15 protein-coding genes are annotated in these 15,939 nt (G+C 64.4%); 8 read left to right on the top strand and 7 right to left on the bottom strand.

Features of this window, described 5'->3' with window-relative positions; genetic code table 11:
* Positions 1–15 precede the first annotated feature (15 nt).
* Positions 16–411 (bottom strand): DUF4864 domain-containing protein, encoded by a 396-nt coding sequence (locus DFK10_RS04975; protein WP_109387229.1) that lies wholly within the window; start codon positions 409–411, stop codon positions 16–18.
* A gap of 58 nt (positions 412–469) precedes the next feature.
* Complete coding sequence (locus DFK10_RS04970; RefSeq protein ID WP_109387227.1) at positions 470–2,110, bottom strand: lysine--tRNA ligase; 1,641 nt, start codon at positions 2,108–2,110, stop codon at positions 470–472.
* Positions 2,111–2,221: 111 nt separating this feature from the next.
* Between DFK10_RS04970 and DFK10_RS04965 the strand changes: the two genes are divergently transcribed.
* Positions 2,222–2,641: a tellurite resistance TerB family protein gene (locus DFK10_RS04965; RefSeq protein WP_109387225.1), complete on the top strand. Its 420-nt coding sequence runs from the start codon at positions 2,222–2,224 to the stop codon at positions 2,639–2,641.
* On the opposite strand, the gene dacB is transcribed toward DFK10_RS04965, so the two are convergent.
* Both dacB and DFK10_RS04955 read right to left on the bottom strand, forming a co-directional pair.
* Complete coding sequence (gene dacB / locus DFK10_RS04960; protein ID WP_109387223.1) at positions 2,638–4,131, bottom strand: D-alanyl-D-alanine carboxypeptidase/D-alanyl-D-alanine endopeptidase; 1,494 nt, start codon at positions 4,129–4,131, stop codon at positions 2,638–2,640. The genes DFK10_RS04965 and dacB overlap by 4 nt on opposite strands.
* Before the next feature lie 40 nt (positions 4,132–4,171).
* The gene (locus tag DFK10_RS04955) at positions 4,172–4,774 is read right to left on the bottom strand and encodes a nicotinate-nucleotide adenylyltransferase (RefSeq protein WP_109387633.1); all 603 of its coding nucleotides are present in this window, start codon (positions 4,772–4,774) and stop codon (positions 4,172–4,174) included.
* Between the two features lie 148 nt (positions 4,775–4,922).
* On the opposite strand from DFK10_RS04955, the gene DFK10_RS04950 reads away from it, so the two are divergent.
* The 3 genes from DFK10_RS04950 (at position 4,923) to DFK10_RS04940 (ending at position 9,129) form a co-directional block, all read left to right on the top strand.
* Positions 4,923–6,770: a putative bifunctional diguanylate cyclase/phosphodiesterase gene (locus tag DFK10_RS04950; RefSeq protein ID WP_217810060.1), complete on the top strand. Its 1,848-nt coding sequence runs from the start codon at positions 4,923–4,925 to the stop codon at positions 6,768–6,770.
* An 81-nt stretch (positions 6,771–6,851) separates the two neighbouring features.
* A complete protein-coding gene (ettA, locus tag DFK10_RS04945) occupies positions 6,852–8,507 on the top strand; it encodes an energy-dependent translational throttle protein EttA (RefSeq protein ID WP_109387219.1) in 1,656 nt (551 codons plus the stop codon).
* Positions 8,508–8,922: 415 nt separating this feature from the next.
* Positions 8,923–9,129: a cold-shock protein gene (locus DFK10_RS04940; RefSeq protein ID WP_109387217.1), complete on the top strand. Its 207-nt coding sequence runs from the start codon at positions 8,923–8,925 to the stop codon at positions 9,127–9,129.
* Positions 9,130–9,183: 54 nt separating this feature from the next.
* On the opposite strand, the gene trxC is transcribed toward DFK10_RS04940, so the two are convergent.
* Positions 9,184–9,609, bottom strand: a complete 426-nt coding sequence (gene trxC, locus DFK10_RS04935; RefSeq protein ID WP_109387631.1) for a thioredoxin TrxC — start codon at positions 9,607–9,609, stop codon at positions 9,184–9,186.
* A 257-nt stretch (positions 9,610–9,866) separates the two neighbouring features.
* Here trxC and DFK10_RS04930 point away from each other — a divergent pair, with 257 nt between their 5' ends.
* The gene (locus DFK10_RS04930; protein ID WP_109387215.1) at positions 9,867–10,073 is read left to right on the top strand and encodes a cold-shock protein; all 207 of its coding nucleotides are present in this window, start codon (positions 9,867–9,869) and stop codon (positions 10,071–10,073) included.
* A gap of 64 nt (positions 10,074–10,137) precedes the next feature.
* On the opposite strand, the gene DFK10_RS04925 is transcribed toward DFK10_RS04930, so the two are convergent.
* Positions 10,138–10,818, bottom strand: coding sequence for an arylesterase (locus DFK10_RS04925; RefSeq protein WP_109387212.1), 681 nt, complete (start codon positions 10,816–10,818; stop codon positions 10,138–10,140).
* Here DFK10_RS04925 and DFK10_RS04920 point away from each other — a divergent pair.
* From DFK10_RS04920 to DFK10_RS04910, 3 genes are read left to right on the top strand one after another with little or no spacing between them, the layout of a single operon-like run.
* Positions 10,817–11,506, top strand: a complete 690-nt coding sequence (locus DFK10_RS04920) for an ABC transporter ATP-binding protein (RefSeq protein ID WP_109387210.1) — start codon at positions 10,817–10,819, stop codon at positions 11,504–11,506. The genes DFK10_RS04925 and DFK10_RS04920 overlap by 2 nt on opposite strands.
* Positions 11,503–14,025: an ABC transporter permease gene (locus DFK10_RS04915; RefSeq protein ID WP_109387208.1), complete on the top strand. Its 2,523-nt coding sequence runs from the start codon at positions 11,503–11,505 to the stop codon at positions 14,023–14,025. The genes DFK10_RS04920 and DFK10_RS04915 overlap by 4 nt, the downstream gene beginning before the upstream one ends.
* Positions 14,022–14,606: a gamma-glutamylcyclotransferase family protein gene (locus DFK10_RS04910; protein WP_109387206.1), complete on the top strand. Its 585-nt coding sequence runs from the start codon at positions 14,022–14,024 to the stop codon at positions 14,604–14,606. Before DFK10_RS04915 ends, DFK10_RS04910 begins: the two co-directional genes overlap by 4 nt.
* Here DFK10_RS04910 and gltX read toward each other — a convergent pair.
* Positions 14,603–15,925, bottom strand: a complete 1,323-nt coding sequence (gene gltX, locus DFK10_RS04905; protein ID WP_109387204.1) for a glutamate--tRNA ligase — start codon at positions 15,923–15,925, stop codon at positions 14,603–14,605. The genes DFK10_RS04910 and gltX overlap by 4 nt on opposite strands.
* Between the last annotated feature and the right edge of the window lie 14 nt (positions 15,926–15,939).

Genomic DNA, 15,939 nt, shown 5'->3' with positions numbered 1-15,939 from the left:
GCGCAACAGCGCCGGTCAGACGCCCAACTGCGGCGCGGGCAGCAGCACGACGCCGTCGATCTGCCAGCCGCTTTCCGTCTGCACCATGCGGTAGTCCATCAGGTAAAGGCCACCCGCCGCATCCCGGACTTGCAGCTTCTGCCAAAGCTCTCCGTCGATCTCGCGCAGGTCCAGGAACCGGGTCTCGGCATTGTTCCAGACCATCGGATAGCCCTGCCGGACCATCATGCCGAAATTGCGCGAATTGCCGAAAATCTGCTTGATCAGCGGGCTGGCATGTTCGAAGGCCGCCGCGCTGTCACCGGCCTGGAAGGCCCGCATCTGGCTTTCGATCACCGCCTGGATGTCTTCGTCCTGCGCGGCCAGCGGTGGAGCCAGCAGCAGGAACAGGATCGTCAATAGGTGTCGCATCGGGAAACCTCCGGTTAGTCCGCATCATTCCTGATACGCACGAACCCGGGGTTCGGTTTCACCCGGCCAGATCGCCGCGCAGCGCGCTTTCGATCAGGGCGACGGTTTCGTCGATCCCGTAAAGCGCGATGAAGCCGCCGAAACGCGGGCCCTGGGATGCGCCCAGCAAGACCTCGTAGAGTGTCGAGAACCAAGCCCGCAGCGGCTCGAATCCGTGGGTCTTGCCGATGGCGAAGACGATCGATTGCAGGAATTCGTCATCGTGCCAGTCGACAGTCGGAAGAGGCATGTCCTTGCCTTCCTGCGCATTCTTGCGGGCGATCACGTCCAGCGCTTTGCCCTCGTCCTGGAGACAGGCGATCAACTCTTCCAGCGCCGCGCGTTCCTTGTCATCCGCAAGGCGGAACTGGCGCGTCGGCTTCACGAAATCGTTGAAATAGCGGATCGCGAACCCGGCGGCCTGGTCGAGGTCGGGGTTCTTTTCGGGGCTGGCATCGGGCGCATAGCGCTGGATGAAGCCCCACAGCTTGTCCTTTTCCTCGGCCCCGGACACGGCGGCAAGGTTCAGCAGCATCGAGAACGGCACAACCATGGTGCTTTCGGGCACGTTGTGGCCGTGGATATGAAAGACCGGGTTGTTCAACCGCGCGGCCGTGTCCTGCGTCGCATAGGCGCGCAGTTGCTGGTGGTATTCGTCCACCGCCTTGGGGATCACGTCGAAATGCATCCGCTTGGCCGTTTTCGGCTTGAGATACATGAAATAGGACAGGCTTTCGGTGCTGGCATAGGTCAGCCATTCGTCGATGCTGACGCCATTTCCAGACGACTTGGAAATCTTCTGGCCGTTCTCGTCCAGGAACAGCTCGTAGGTGAAGTGGTTCGGCTTCTTGCCCCCAAGGATCTCGCAGATCCGGTCATAGATCGGGGTGTTGGTGGAATGGTCCTTGCCATACATCTCGAAATCCACGTCCAGCGCCGCCCAGCGCGCGCCGAAATCGGGCTTCCATTGCAGCTTCACATTGCCGCCGGTGACGGGCAGCGTCCATTCGCGGCCCTCTTCATCATCGAAGGTCACGGTGTGGTTCTCGGCATCCACGTGCTTCATCGGCACGTAAAGGACGCGGCCGGTTTCCGGATGGATCGGCAGGAAGATCGAGTAGGTCTGCCGGCGTTCCTCGCGCAGGGATTTCAGCATCACCTTCATGATGTCGTCATAGCGTTCGGCGGCGCGCTTGAGCACGGCATCGAACTGGCCCGACTTATAGAAGTCCGTTGCCGAGTAGAACTCGTACTCGAACCCGAAGGTGTCGAGGAAGCGGCGCAGCATGGCGTTGTTATGGTGGCCGAAGCTTTCGAACTCTTCGAACGGGTCCGGCACGGATGTCAGCGGCAGTTGCAACGCCTCTTGCAGCTTATCGCGATTGGGCACGTTGCCCGGCACCTTGCGCATCCCGTCCAGGTCGTCCGAGAAACAGATCAACCGCGTCGGAATGTCCGAGATCACCTCGAAGGCGCGGCGGATCATCGTGGTGCGCAGAACCTCGCCGAACGTGCCGATATGCGGCAGGCCGGACGGCCCGTAGCCGGTTTCGAACAACACCTCTTTCTTGCCCGAGGCCTCAACCCGTTTGAGCAGCGCCCGAGCCTCTTCGAAGGGCCAGGCTTTCGAACTCATCGCGGCGTCGCGCAGATCGGACATTTCAGGGTTTCCTCGGGGTTGGACCGGCCCCCATGGCCGGCTGGCCTGCCTCCTATTGCAGTGCAGCGAAAGGGTCAATAAATGTAACCCGTTCCAGATCGGAGTTTTCCAATGAACGCCACCGCCGCCCTGACCGCTCAAGACGCCCTTGTCGCCATCATGGTGGCCGTTTCCGCCAGTGACGAGGACATTCGCACCGCCGAACTGGTCAAGATCACCAGCACGGTCAATCACCTGCCGGTCTTCGGCGACTACGACGCCGACCAGATCGGCAAGGTCTCGGGCGTGGTCTTCGAGCTCTTCACCCAGGAGGACGGGCTTGACGCCCTGTTCGGCCTGGTGCGTGACGCGCTGCCCGAGCGCCTGTACGAAACCGCCTATGCCCTTGCCTGCGACGTGGCGGCGGCGGATGGGGACATCGCCCAATCCGAACTGCGCCTATTGGAAGAAATGCGCTACGAGCTGAACATCGACCGTCTGCATGCCGCCGCGATCGAGCGTGGCGCGCGGGCGCGTCACCTGACCCTCTAGCCCCTACGCGTCAGACCCCAGCGCTGCAGGATCTCCTGCTGAAGGCGCCGGGACCGTCGGTTCCAGGCGATACTGCCCTCGGGCACCTCATCATTCACGCGCTTCGCCGCTTCCCGCCTGTCCAGGTTCGCGGTGAAGATCGCAAAGGCATAGTCGCGTCCGTCCGGCGCGGTTGCAATTCCGGCAAGCGTGCTCACAAAATTGAGCGTGCCTGTCTTCGCCGCGACGGCGACCGGATATTCCTCGATCCGCTGCCGTTCCGAATCCAGCATCGGGATCTGTTTCAACAACGGGCGCAGGTCGCTCTCGGCGCCTTCTGCCGCCAGCACCTTAACCATGTCGGCAGCGCTGATGCGGCTGGCATCCGACAGCCCGGAATGGTCCGCGAAGCGCGCACCGATTCCGTAGGTCTGTCGCAACCAAGTGGACATGCCCGCCGCCGAGGTATGCAGCCCCACCGGGCGGCCCAGCCGTGCCCGTGTCGCGGCCAGCCCGCAGACCTCGGCCGTCAGGTTGGTGGAATAGCGCATCATGTCGCCCAGGATCGCGCGCAAGGTGGCGCTGTCATGGCGCAAAAGCTCCGTTCCGCTGTCGGGTAGCGTGTCGATCTCGACGGGCTCGGGCAGGCGCAGACCCTGCCCGCCCGCCAGCGTCCGGAACACGTCTCCCGCGTAAAGCGCCGGGCGCCGCACCGGCAGCCAACGCGCACCGCCATCGCCCAGCGCCGACCGCGCCACTGTCCATTCGTCGGGTCCTTCATAGGCATAGACCGGTAGCGACCGGCTGGACAGCCGCACCCGCGACATGGCGACATCAGGGCGATACCGTTCCGTCCGGGCATCCATGGTGATCTCGTAGTCGCCCCCCGCGCGAGCCCACTGGAAATGCACGCGGTTGAAATTCAGGTTCAGCCCGCTGACCGCCGGGTTGTAGCCCAGGTGATCCAGCTGGCCCGGCTCGATCTCCTCGATATGAGGCAGGGCCCCGCCCCAGCACAGAAGGCGCCCGGAAATGCCGGTGATGCCCTGCGCAGCCAATGCCTCGGTCATTTCCGCGAGGTGATCGGTGTTCAGCGTCGGATCACCGCCACCCGCAAGGATCAGGTCGCCCTGCACCAAACCCGCCTCGATCGGCCCTGTGGCCAGAACTCTTGTTGAAAAGCGATACGCCCCGCCAAGTTGCCGCAGGGCGTAGAGCGATGTGAGCGCCTTGGTCACGCTGGCCGGCGGCAGGTCTGTTCCGGCTGCATTGGACAGGAGCGTCTCGCCGGTTTCGAGATCGCGCATCTCGACCCCGACGACACCGCCCAGCTGTGCCCGCGCGATCAAGGTGTCGAGATCCGGGCGGAGCCGGGGCATCTCGCCCGTGGCAACCGGCCCGGGCCGCAGCCTTGGTCGCAGGGAGGTGGCGACAGGGCCAGCCCAGGCCGCCCCGCCCGCTGTCGCGACCAGCCCGCCCAGCAAGCCCCGCCGTGTCATCCTTGCCATCATGCGGTCAAACTAGGCCGCGGCCGGCCCGGTGGGCAACCGCCTATCGCTGCCAGGCACCGTCTGCCCGCATCTGGGTGGAAGAAACATCGTTCATCGGCATGTTGATGAAACACCAGGCCGGCGGGTCCGCACGCCCAAGAAGGGCCGAGTCCCGGCCGGGCAATTGCTGCGCCCTGTAGATCCGCGCGGTCCGTGACATGCGCGCCGAGATACGGTCGCCGGGCCGGGCAATCACCCCGACTGGGACCCGTTGCATGATGTCCTCCCAGTCGCCCCAGCGATGGAACTGCGCCAGGTTGTCCGCTCCCATCAGCCAGACGAAACGGACACCGGGATAAAGCGCCTGCAGCCGCGCCAAGGTGCGAGCCGTGTAGCGCGTGCCGATCCGCGCCTCAATATCCGTGATCTCGACACGCGGATGTTGCATGATGGCGCAGGCCCGTTCCATGCGCGTCGCCAAGGGTGCCGGCCCGTCGACCTTGAGCGGATTGCCGGGCGAGACCAGCCACCAGACCCGATCCAGCCCGAACCGCCGCAGCGCCGCACGCGTCAGGTCCACATGGCCCGAATGGGCCGGGTCAAACGACCCGCCCAGCAGTCCGACCACCTGTCCGGCCCGGGCATATGGCAAAGATGCGCGCATCATGGGGCGGGCCTTACGCCGCCCTGCTCACCTTGGCAACCGACAGGTCCTTAACCTGACCCAAACCCCGACGGAGCTAGGGTCGTTCGAATCGAGTCGAACGACGGTGCTGCCCCCTGTGTCTTTCCTGATAACAGCAGTTCTTGCCATGCTGGGCGCCACCTTCTTGTTGGGGTCGTTGCTGCTGCGCAGCCGGGCCGAGAACAAGGCACTTTCGGTCACCCTGCGCGGCACGCGCCGCGATCTGATCCGCCAACTGCGCGAGGCCGAGCATTTTCGCATGGCCTGCGAACATGCCAGCGACGGCATCGTTATCCAGACCCTCGACGGGATCGTGGTCTGGCCCAACCCGGCCTATTGCCGGATCATGGGGCGCGGCCCCGAGGAAATGATCGGGCGCAATCCGCTCAGCTATGCCCTGCCAAAGGAAAAGACCCCCTCGAAAAAGGAAATCAAGGCGTTCCGATACGATCCTGACGACCCGACCTTCGATTCGCTGCAACTGTTCGAAAACCGGCGCAAGAACGGAGAGCTGTTCTGGAACCAAATCTCGATCTCGTTCCGCAAATCCACCGCCGGGGAACAGCATGCCATCCTGATCTGCCGAGACGTGACCCAGCAGATCCAGCAAGAAGAGCGCCTGCGCGAGGCCCGCAACAAGCTGGCCCACGAAGCCACCCATGACAGCCTGACGGGACTTTCCAACCGCGCGGCCTTTCTCGACTACACGGCCGGGGCGCTCGAAGCGGCGGCCGGCGCCAGCAATTGGATCGGGCTGCTGCATGTGGACCTGGATCATTTCAAAGCCATCAACGACACCCACGGTCATTCCGCGGGCGATGCCGCGTTGATCCATGTTGCCGGGGCGCTGCGCGCCGAGGTCATGGCCGGCTCTCTGGTGGCCAGGGTCGGCGGTGACGAGTTCGTGGTCGTTCTGCCGGAGATTCGCCGGGTCGAGGACCTGCGCGATGTCGCCGACCGCGTCGCCCGCCGGGTTGCGGACCCATTCTACTGGAATGATCGCCTGATTTCAGTTAGTTGCAGCATCGGCGCCGCGCTGTCCACCGAAGGCGAGACAGACCCCAATGCCCTTCTTCTGCAAGCGGACTTTGCGCTCTACGAGGCCAAGACATTGGGGCGCGGCCGGGCCGAGATCTATGATGAGGCGCTGCACAGCCGCCATGTGCAGCAATCCGAACGCGCCAGCGAACTGGCCGATGCAGTCGATACCGGCACACTGGACCACGTGTTTCAGCCGATCTTCGACCTTGACGGCCAGAAGGTTATTGGCCTCGAAACGCTGGTGCGCTGGGCCCACCCCGAGGCCGGGTTGATCGGCCCGGATGATTTCCTGCCGATCGCCGATGAACTGGGCCTGATGGGCGCTTTGGACCTTGGTTCGATGAGCAAGGCGCTGGAACAGAAACACATGCTGGACCGAACGGGACACAGCGAGTTGTCGATCTCGTTCAATGCCTCCAGCAGTCTCCTGGCGCATCCGGAATTCGTCAATCGGCTGGTCTGGGGGGTCGAGGCCGGCGGCCTTGCGCGAGAGCAGGTCGCCATCGAGGTGCTGGAGACCACGGCCTTCGGCAAGGTGACCGAGAAGTCATCCCATGCCGCAACGATCCGCGACCTTCGCGATGCCGGCTTCAAGGTCTACCTGGACGATTTCGGCGTCGGCTATGCGGGCCTGGCCCACCTTGCGGAACTGGCCGTATCGGGGGTCAAGATCGACCGCAGCCTGATCCAGAACGTGCGCGGCGACGACACCGCCACCAAGATCGTGCGCAAGATCATCGAATTGTGCAACGACCTCGGCCTCAATGTGGTGGCCGAAGGGGTCGAGGACCGGCAGACCGCCGATGTCTTGCTGAACATGGGCTGCACCGCCGTGCAGGGCTACTGGATTTCGCGCCCCCTGAGCGCCGAGGACCTGCCCGGCTGGCTGGCCGCGCAGAAGATCGGCCCGGCCCTGCGCATGATCTCGGGCTAGACCCTCCGATCGGCAGTTGAAGCGCCCCGGCTTAGCCGGTATCGAGTTGCGGATATCCGCAGATCTGACCGGGGGTGCGTCATGGCTTCTTACCAATATGTCTACCACATGGATGGCGTCTCCAAGACCTATCCCGGTGGCAAGAAATGTTTCGAGAATATCCGCCTGTCCTTCCTGCCCGGCGTCAAGATCGGCGTCGTGGGCGTCAACGGCGCGGGTAAATCCACCCTGCTGCGCATCATGGCCGGGATCGACACCGATTTCTCGGGCGAGGCCTGGGCGGCCGAGGGCGCGCGTGTCGGCTACCTGCCGCAGGAGCCGCAGCTGGACACATCCAAGACCGTCCGCGAAAACGTCATGGAAGGCGTCGCCGAAAAGAAGGCCAAGCTGGACCGCTTCAACGAACTTGCCATGAACTATTCGGACGAAACCGCCGATGAGATGGCCCAGCTTCAAGACGAGATCGACACCCAGAATCTGTGGGATCTGGACGCCCAGATCGACGTCGCGATGGAGGCCCTGCGCTGCCCGCCCGACGATGCCATGCCAGAAACCCTCTCGGGCGGCGAAGCGCGCCGCGTCGCGCTCTGCAAGCTGCTGCTGGAAGCGCCCGACATGCTGCTGCTGGACGAACCGACCAACCACCTCGACGCGGAAACCATCGCCTGGCTGCAACAGCACCTGATCGATTACAAGGGCACCATCCTTGTCGTCACCCACGACCGCTATTTTCTCGATGACATCACCGGCTGGATCCTCGAACTCGACCGCGGGTCGGGCATCCCTTACGAAGGCAATTATTCCAGCTGGCTGGAGCAGAAGGCCAAGCGGCTGGAACAGGAAGCCCGCGAGGACAAGTCCAAGCAGAAGACGCTGGAACGCGAACTGGAATGGATGCGCCAGGGCCAGAAGGCCCGGCAGGCCAAGTCCAAGGCGCGTATCCAGGCCTACGAGGAACTGGCCAACCAGTCCGAACGCGAAAAGCTGTCCCGCGCCCAGATCATCATCCCCAACGGCCCGCGCCTTGGCGGCAAGGTGATCGAGGTCGAGGGCCTGAAAAAGGCCATGGGCGACAAGCTGTTGATCGAGGATCTGTCCTTTTCCCTGCCGCCGGGCGGCATCGTCGGCGTGATCGGCCCCAACGGTGCGGGTAAATCCACCCTGTTCAAGATGCTGACCGGGCAGGAACAGCCCGACGAGGGAACCGTGGAATATGGCGACACGGTGGAACTGTCCTATGTCGACCAGTCCCGCGACGCGCTCGACCCGAATGCGACCGTCTGGGAGGAAATCTCCGACGGCGGCGAGATCATCCAGCTGGGCGACGCCCAGATGAACTCCCGCGCATACTGCTCCGCCTTCAACTTCAAGGGGGGCGACCAGCAGAAGAAGGTCGGGCAGCTGTCAGGCGGCGAACGCAACCGCGTCCACATGGCCAAGCTGCTGAAATCCGGCGGCAACGTTCTTCTGCTCGACGAACCGACCAACGACCTGGACGTCGAAACCCTGCGGGCACTGGAAGACGCCCTGACCCAGTTCGCAGGCTGCGCCGTCGTCATCTCGCACGACCGCTTCTTCCTCGACCGGATCTGTACCCACATCCTCGCCTTCGAGGGCGAGGCCCATGTGGAATGGTTCCAGGGCAATTTCGAAGATTACGAGGAAGACAAGAAACGGCGTTTGGGGGCAGACGCGCTTGAGCCGAAGCGGCTGAAGCACAAGAAGTTCAGCCGATAGAAGCGCCGGCTCTTTATGGCAACATAGGTCGGCAATTGACGCCCCCCTGCGCAGGATCTCCATCGGACTCGTCGCGCCCGACCCGGGGTGGGGGCGTGTAACGCGCCCGCCCAAGGGGCGGGTCGGGCGCGTCATCAATGGCAGATGCCATTGATGATCTGGCCCCAAGAAACGCGGATCGCATGCTTCGCGCAAATGCTGCGAGGTTCAATTGACTTGCCACGAACAACCGGGTGTCACGGCTGCCCCATTGTTTTTCCTTGCTATCCGCCCGCCGAACCCCCATATGGGCCATGCAGACGTTATTCTACCTCGACCCTGACTTCCTTTACCGGCACTCAGTTCTTCGACCCAGACTGACCAAGCCGGGCTGTCGCACCAACGCGGGCAGCATATATCAAAAGGAAGACTTCACATGGCCAATGGCACCGTGAAATGGTTCAACACCACCAAAGGCTTCGGCTTTATCGCACCTGAAACCGGCGGCAAGGACGTTTTCGTCCACATCTCCGCAGTCGAACGCGCTGGCCTGACCGGCCTGGCCGATGACCAGAAGGTCACCTTCGACGTGGAAGCCGGCCGTGACGGCCGCGAAAGCGCGACGAACATCGCCCTGGCCTAAGCCGGACGCGACAGGATTCGAAAAGGGGCGGCCTTGGCTGCCCCTTTTTCATGTCTAGCCCTGCGCCCAGCCGATGATGGCCGGGGCCTGCATCGCCCCCGACTGGCGCTTGATCTCGCGGCCCTTGCGGAACTGTATCATCGTCGGAATGCCACGGATGCCGTATTTCATGCCGGCGGTCTGGTGGTCCTCTGTGTTCAGCTTGACCAGCCGTGCCTTGCCCGACAACTCTCCGGCGGCTTTGGAAAACTCCGGCGCCATCATCCGGCACGGCCCGCACCACGGCGCCCAGAAATCCACGACCAGCGGAACGCTATCTTTCTTGGCGGCCTTTTCCAGTGTTTTCAGGTCGATCTCGACCGCCTTGGCCGGCATCAGTTTCGCGCCGCAAGTCCCGCATTTGGGGCCCGACGCCAGCCGGTCGCCCGGCACCTTGTTCAATTGCCCGCATTCCAGACAAGTCAGGGTTTCATCCGCCATGATGGCCTCCACAAAAATATGTCATTTCTTTTATATGTATTCCCGGACAGGTCTTCAAGCCATCGGCAAGCACCGGCCCGCGACGCCCTGTCATGGAAGTTTTTCTTGCGTGACCACGCGAAGGCGCGCAGAATCGAGTCCGCGACGTTACCACGATCTACCACTGTCTCCTCTATCGGCGCAGTCTCTCGATCCTCTGCACTGACGAGCCGGTCCGCTGCATCCCGCGAGCGGAGCAAATTGAAGGAAACAGTGACATGGCCACTGGCACAGTCAAATGGTTCAACACCACCAAGGGGTATGGGTTCATCGCCCCCGAAGATGGCGGCAAGGACGTGTTCGTCCATATTTCCGCCGTCGAGCGGTCCGGTCTGACCGGCCTCGCCGATGATCAGAAAGTGACCTACGAATTGCAGGAAGGCCGCGACGGCCGGCAATCCGCGGTCGATCTCGCGTTGGCCTGACCCGCACCAGATTCCTGACACTCAAGCGCCCGGGCCAGCCGCCCGGGCGTTTTTCGTCACCGGGTCACTCAACCCGCGCGATCAGATCCAACACCGCCGGGCCCATCTCATCGACGATCCGCGCCACGCCCTCGGCATTGGGGTGGATGCCGTCGGGCTGCATGAACTGCGCCCGCGCGCTGGACAGGTCATCGGACAGGATGCCCTGGAAGAAGCTGGGGAACAGCTGGCTGTCATAAGCCTCGGCGAGTTCGGGATAGATCGCGTCGAAGGCCGCCTTGTAGTCGGGGCCGTAATTGCCCGGCGCCTGCATCCCGACCAGCAGCACGGGCACCCCGGCCGCGTCGGCCGCCTGCAGGATGCCATCGAGATTGGACCGCGCCACCTCGGGGGCAATCCCGCGCAACAGGTCGTTGCCACCCAGCGCCACGATCATCGCGTCCACATCGGGTGTCAGCGTCCAGCCCACACGCGACAGGCCCCCGGCGGTGGTATCGCCCGAGACGCCCGCATTGATCATCTCGACATCGGCGCCCTTTTCCCGCAGCCAGGTTTCCATCTGTGGCACGAAGCCGTCCTGCTCGATCAGCCCGTAGCCTTGGGTCAGGCTGTCGCCCAGCGCCGCGATCGTGACCTGCTCGGCCTGGGCCATGGCGGGGATCAGAACGATTGCAGCAATCACGTTGCGCGTTGTTGCGAATGCCCCATATGTAATGAAACGCAAAACCCCGAAGGCCCGCGCCATGACTGATCCCGTCCTGTCCCTGTCCGATGTATCGCTGTCCCTCATGGGCAATGCCGGGCCGGTGGACATCCTGCATGACATCACGCTGGATGTGGCGGGCGGGGAAACCTTGGGGCTCGTGGGGCCAAGCGGGTCGGGCAAATCGTCACTCCTCATGCTGATGGGCGGGCTGGAAACCGCGACCTCGGGGCGCATCACCGCGCTGGGCACAGACATCACCCGTCTGGGCGAGGATGCGCTGGCGCGGTTCCGCAGGGACAATATGGGGGTGGTGTTCCAATCCTTCCACCTCATACCGACGATGACGGCGTTGGAAAATGTTGCCACACCGCTGGAACTGGCCGGGCACCGCGACGCTTTCGACCGGGCCGCGGCTGAACTGGAGGCGGTAGGCCTGGCTCACCGGTCCGGGCATTATCCAAGCCAGATGTCGGGGGGCGAGCAGCAACGGGTGGCCCTGGCCCGCGCCGCCGCGCCCCGGCCCAGGATCCTGCTCGCCGATGAACCGACGGGCAACCTCGATGAAGCCAACGGCGCGGCGATCATCGACATGCTGTTCGGCTTGCGGGACCGCCACGGGGCAACGCTCATCCTCGTGACCCATGCGACCGAGCTAGCGCGCCGGTGTGACCGGGTTGTGCGGCTACGTGATGGCCGGATCGAACCGGCCAGGGCGGCCGCCGAATGAACGCAACGCTGGCCTACAGACTGGCTCGGCGCGAGTTGCGCGGCGGCTTGCGGGGTTTTCGTATCTTCCTGGCCTGCCTCGCGCTGGGCGTCTTGGCGATCGCCGCCGTGGGCACCATTCGCGCCTCGATCCAGGCCGGGCTGGCCGAAGAGGGCGCGGCCCTTCTGGGCGGCGATGCCGTGGTGCGTTTCACCTATCGCTTCGCCACCCCTGAAGAGTTGGAGTGGATGGATTCCGTCGCGCTGGCGGTGTCCGAAACCACCGATTTCCGCTCCATGGTCGTGGTCGAAGGCGACCCCCCAGAACGCGGCCTGACGCAGGTTCAGGCGGTCGATGACCTCTATCCCCTGATCGGCGCGGTCGAGTTGGACCCGCCCCTGCCGTTGGAGCAGGCCTTTGCCGGCACCGATCAGGCCCCCGGCGCAGTGCTGGAAAAGGTGCTGGCAGACAGGTTGGGTCTGGCGCCGGGCGACACCTTCCGTCTTGGCACCCAGGAGTTCGTGCTGTCGGCGATACTCGAATCCTATCCGGATAATTCCGGCGGTGGGTTCGGCCTTGGCCCACGCACACTGGTGCGGCTGGCTGACCTTGCCGGCAGCGGCCTGCTGGGCGAGGGCACGCTGATGGAAAGCAATTACCGGCTGGATCTGCCCGAGGGTGCGGACCTTGCTGCGCTGGAAGCCGAGGCCGAGACAAAGTTTCAGGACAGTGGTTTGCGCTGGCAGGATGCCCGCGACGGCGCGCCGGGGATCAGCCAGTTCGTCGACCGGATCGGCGCTTTCCTTGTTCTGGTGGGTCTGTCCGGGCTGGCCGTGGGCGGTGTCGGCGTATCGGCCGCGGTGCGCGCCTATCTGGCCGGCAAGACCGAGGTCATCGCCACCCTCAAGACCCTGGGCGCGACCAGCGGCACGATCTTCCTGACCTACTTCTACCAGATCGGTTTCCTGACCCTGATCGGTGTCGGCATCGGCGTGGTGCTGGGCGCGTTGGTGCCGCTGGCCCTGTCGCCCCTCATCGTGGAGCGCCTGCCGATCCCAGCCGATTTCCGGCTTTACCCCGCGCCATTGGCCGAGGCCGCGCTCTACGGCATCCTTACCGCCGGGATCTTTACGCTTTGGCCGCTGGCCCGCACCGAACAGATCCGCGCCGCCACCCTGTTCCGCGACATCGGCGGAGGCGGGGGACGGTTGCCCGCCCTGCGCTACCTGCTGGCCATCGCCGGCCTGCTGGCGGCGTTGGTCGGGGCGGCGATCTGGTTCTCGGGCACCGCGTTCCTGACACTCTGGACCACGGGCGGGATTGCGATGGCGCTGGGGATGCTGGTTCTGGCGGCGCTGCTCGTGGGATGGCTGGCGCGCCGGTTCCGCCGCGCCGCACGGGGCCGCCCGACGTTCCGTTTCGCCCTTGGCGCCATCGGCGCGCAGGGGGGCGAGACCACATCCGTGGTGCTGTCGCTTGGCCTTGGCCTGTCGGTGCTGGCCGCGGTGGGCCAGATCGACGGCAACCTGCGACTGGCCATTTCCGACGAATTGCCCGAGGTCGCCCCGTCTTACTTCTTCGTCGATATCCAGCCCGGCCAGATCGACGGGTTCCGTGCCCGCCTCGACGGGGATCCGGCGGTGAAAGACTATGAGGCCGCCCCGATGCTGCGTGGCATCATCACCCGCATCAACGGCCAGCCCGCGCGCGACGTCACCGACCATTGGGTCATCCAGGGCGATCGTGGTCTGACCTATTCCACCGAACCGCGCCCGGGCACCGTCATCACCGATGGCGAATGGTGGGCGGCCGATTACAGCGGCCCGCCCCAGGTCAGTTTCAGCCGCGACGAGGCCGAGGAGATGGGCCTGTCGTTGGGCGATACACTGACCGTCAACGTGCTGGGCCGCGACATTACCGCCGAGATCACCAGCTTCCGGCAGGTGGATTTCGATGATGCCGGCATGGGCTTCGTGATGTCCATGAACCCCGCTGCCCTGCAAGGCGCACCCCATAGCTGGATCAGCACCGTCTATGCCGAACCACAGGCCGAGGCGGCGATCCTGCGCGATCTGGCCCAGGTCTATCCGAACATCACCGCCATCCGCATCCGCGACGCGATCGACCAGGTGCTGGTCGTGTTGGGCGGCATCGCGGCGGCCACGAGATACGGGGCGCTGGCGACACTCGTGACGGGGTTCCTCGTTCTGATCGGGGCGGCGGCGGCGGGCGAACGGGCCCGGACCTATGAAGCGGCGGTGCTCAAGACGTTGGGCGCACCGCGGGCGCGTATTCTGCGCAGCTTCGCCCTGCGGGCAGCCCTGTTGGGTCTGGCGGCGGCCTTGGTGGCCCTTGGTGCGGGCATGACCGGCGGCTGGGCTGTTTCCACCTTCATCATGGAAACGGGGTTCACACCCATCTGGTCCAACGCGCTGGCCATCGTGCTGGGCGGGGTGCTGACGACCCTTCTGGCCGGGCTGGCCTTCGCGCTGCGCCCCCTTTCGGCAAAACCGGCCCGCGTGCTAAGGGCGCGGGAATGACGACGGACGCCCCGCATCCCGCCTTCTTCGGCTATGGCTCGCTGGTGAATCTTGCGACCCATGACTACGAGGACCCGTTCACGGCCCGCCTGCGCGGGTGGCGCCGGGTGTGGAAGCATTCCTCGCGCCGGCCTGTTGCGTTTCTTTCTGTCGAGCGGGCCGAAGGCGCCGAGATCCTCGGAGTCCTCGCCCACGTGCCCGGCGGCGACTGGGCCGCGCTGGACCAGCGTGAACAGGCCTATCTGCGCCGCGATGTGACCGATCATGTGACCCATGACCGTCCACGCAGGCAAACCGCCGTCTACGAAGCGGCACGCGGCTATATCGCGCCACCCTCGACAGAACATCCGATCCTGCTGAGCTATCTTGACGTCGTTGTGCAGGGCTATCTGAACCTGCACGGGGCCGATGGGGTGGCGCATTTCTTTGCCACCACAGCCGGGTTCGACGGGCCGATCCTCGATGACCGAAAAGCTCCGATCTATCCGCGCCATCAAACCCTGTCACAGGCCGAGCGGCGCATGGTGGATACCACGCTGGAGGATATCGGCGCGCGGATCATCCGCACGCAGGACAGCTAGACCTTCGGCTTCACCTGCATCAGGCGCATCACGTCGGCCATTTCCGGCCCGCGATCCATGCCCGTGACGGCCCGGCGCAGCGGCATGAACAGCCCCTTGCCCTTGCGACCCGTGGCCTCTTTCACCGCAGAGGTCCATTCGCCCCAAGTGTCGGCGGTATAGGGCGGCTCACCCAGCAGGCCCAACGCGGTATCGACGAATTCGGCATCCTCCTCCGCGACCTTCGGATTGCCGCCCTCGTAGAACAGCTGCCACCACTCGGCCATATCGTCGAGCGTGTTGATGTTTTCGCGCACGACATCCCAGAACACCTCGGCCAGTTCCTCCGGCACACCCAGTTCGCGCACGCGGGTCTCGACCTCGGCAAAGGGCCGCGCGGCCAGCCAGCGATGGGTCAGCGGCTCCAGGTCGTCACTGTCGAACTTGGTGGGCGCGCTGCCGAATTTCGTCAGGTCAAAGCCCGCGACCACCTCGTCGATGGTTTCGCGCAATTCCACCGGGTCGGACGATCCCAGCCGCGCCATCAGCGAATTCACCGCCATGCCGGCGATCCCCCGCGCCCGCAGGTCACGCAGCGCCAGCGTGCCGAGGCGCTTCGACAGCGCCTCGCCCTGTGGGCCGGTCAGCAGCGAATGATGCGCAAAATTCGGCACCGTGCCGCCCAGCGCCTGGATCATCTGGATCTGGGTGGCGGTATTGGTCACGTGGTCCGATCCGCGCACCACGTCGGTGATGCCCATTTCCGTGTCATCGACAACCGACGCAAGGGTATAGAGCACCTGCCCGTCCCCCCGGATCAGAACCGGGTCGCTGACGCTGGCCGCATCAATCGAGATGTCGCCGAGAATGCCGTCGGTCCACTCGATCCGTTCGTGATCGAGCTTGAAGCGCCAATGCCCCGTGCGCCCCTCGTCGCGATAGGCCTGCTTCTGGTCTTCGGTGAGGTCAAGCGCGGACCGGTCATAGACCGGCGGGCGGCCCATGTTCAGCTGTTTCTTGCGCTTGAGGTCCAACTCCGTCGGGGTTTCGAAACATTCGTAAAGGCGCCCCATCTCGATCAGCGTCGCCTTGGCGGCAGCGTAGCGGTCCAGCCGCTCGGACTGACGTTCCACCCTGTCCCATGTCAGGCCCAGCCATGTCAGGTCTTCCTTGATGGCCTCGACATACTCCTCTTTCGACCGCTCGGGGTCGGTATCGTCGATGCGCAGGATGAATTCGCCCCCGGCCTGGCGTGCGATGCAATAGTTGAACAGCGCGGCGCGCAGGTTGCCGATATGCAGGTAGCCGGTCGGTGACGGGGCGAAACGGGTGATGGTCATGGGGCTCTCCTATT

This window comes from Salibaculum griseiflavum (assembly GCF_003129565.1).
Lineage (GTDB): Bacteria > Pseudomonadota > Alphaproteobacteria > Rhodobacterales > Rhodobacteraceae > Salibaculum > Salibaculum griseiflavum.
Note: the sequence above shows the minus strand (reverse complement) of the source record. Positions and strands in the feature narration are given on the sequence as shown.

Excerpts from the sequence above, each read along its gene's own strand:
- DFK10_RS04975 (WP_109387229.1), bottom strand. The coding sequence starts at position 411 with ATGCGACACCTATTGACGATCCTGTTCCTGCTGCTGGCTCCACCGCTG.
- DFK10_RS04970 (WP_109387227.1), bottom strand. The coding sequence starts at position 2,110 with ATGTCCGATCTGCGCGACGCCGCGATGAGTTCGAAAGCCTGGCCCTTC.
- DFK10_RS04965 (WP_109387225.1), top strand. The coding sequence starts at position 2,222 with ATGAACGCCACCGCCGCCCTGACCGCTCAAGACGCCCTTGTCGCCATC.
- dacB (WP_109387223.1), bottom strand. The coding sequence starts at position 4,131 with ATGATGGCAAGGATGACACGGCGGGGCTTGCTGGGCGGGCTGGTCGCG.
- DFK10_RS04955 (WP_109387633.1), bottom strand. The coding sequence starts at position 4,774 with ATGCGCGCATCTTTGCCATATGCCCGGGCCGGACAGGTGGTCGGACTG.
- DFK10_RS04950 (WP_217810060.1), top strand. The coding sequence starts at position 4,923 with ATGCTGGGCGCCACCTTCTTGTTGGGGTCGTTGCTGCTGCGCAGCCGG.
- ettA (WP_109387219.1), top strand. The coding sequence starts at position 6,852 with ATGGCTTCTTACCAATATGTCTACCACATGGATGGCGTCTCCAAGACC.
- DFK10_RS04940 (WP_109387217.1), top strand. The coding sequence starts at position 8,923 with ATGGCCAATGGCACCGTGAAATGGTTCAACACCACCAAAGGCTTCGGC.
- trxC (WP_109387631.1), bottom strand. The coding sequence starts at position 9,609 with ATGGCGGATGAAACCCTGACTTGTCTGGAATGCGGGCAATTGAACAAG.
- DFK10_RS04930 (WP_109387215.1), top strand. The coding sequence starts at position 9,867 with ATGGCCACTGGCACAGTCAAATGGTTCAACACCACCAAGGGGTATGGG.
- DFK10_RS04920 (WP_109387210.1), top strand. The coding sequence starts at position 10,817 with ATGACTGATCCCGTCCTGTCCCTGTCCGATGTATCGCTGTCCCTCATG.
- DFK10_RS04925 (WP_109387212.1), bottom strand. The coding sequence starts at position 10,818 with ATGGCGCGGGCCTTCGGGGTTTTGCGTTTCATTACATATGGGGCATTC.
- DFK10_RS04915 (WP_109387208.1), top strand. The coding sequence starts at position 11,503 with ATGAACGCAACGCTGGCCTACAGACTGGCTCGGCGCGAGTTGCGCGGC.
- DFK10_RS04910 (WP_109387206.1), top strand. The coding sequence starts at position 14,022 with ATGACGACGGACGCCCCGCATCCCGCCTTCTTCGGCTATGGCTCGCTG.
- gltX (WP_109387204.1), bottom strand. The coding sequence starts at position 15,925 with ATGACCATCACCCGTTTCGCCCCGTCACCGACCGGCTACCTGCATATC.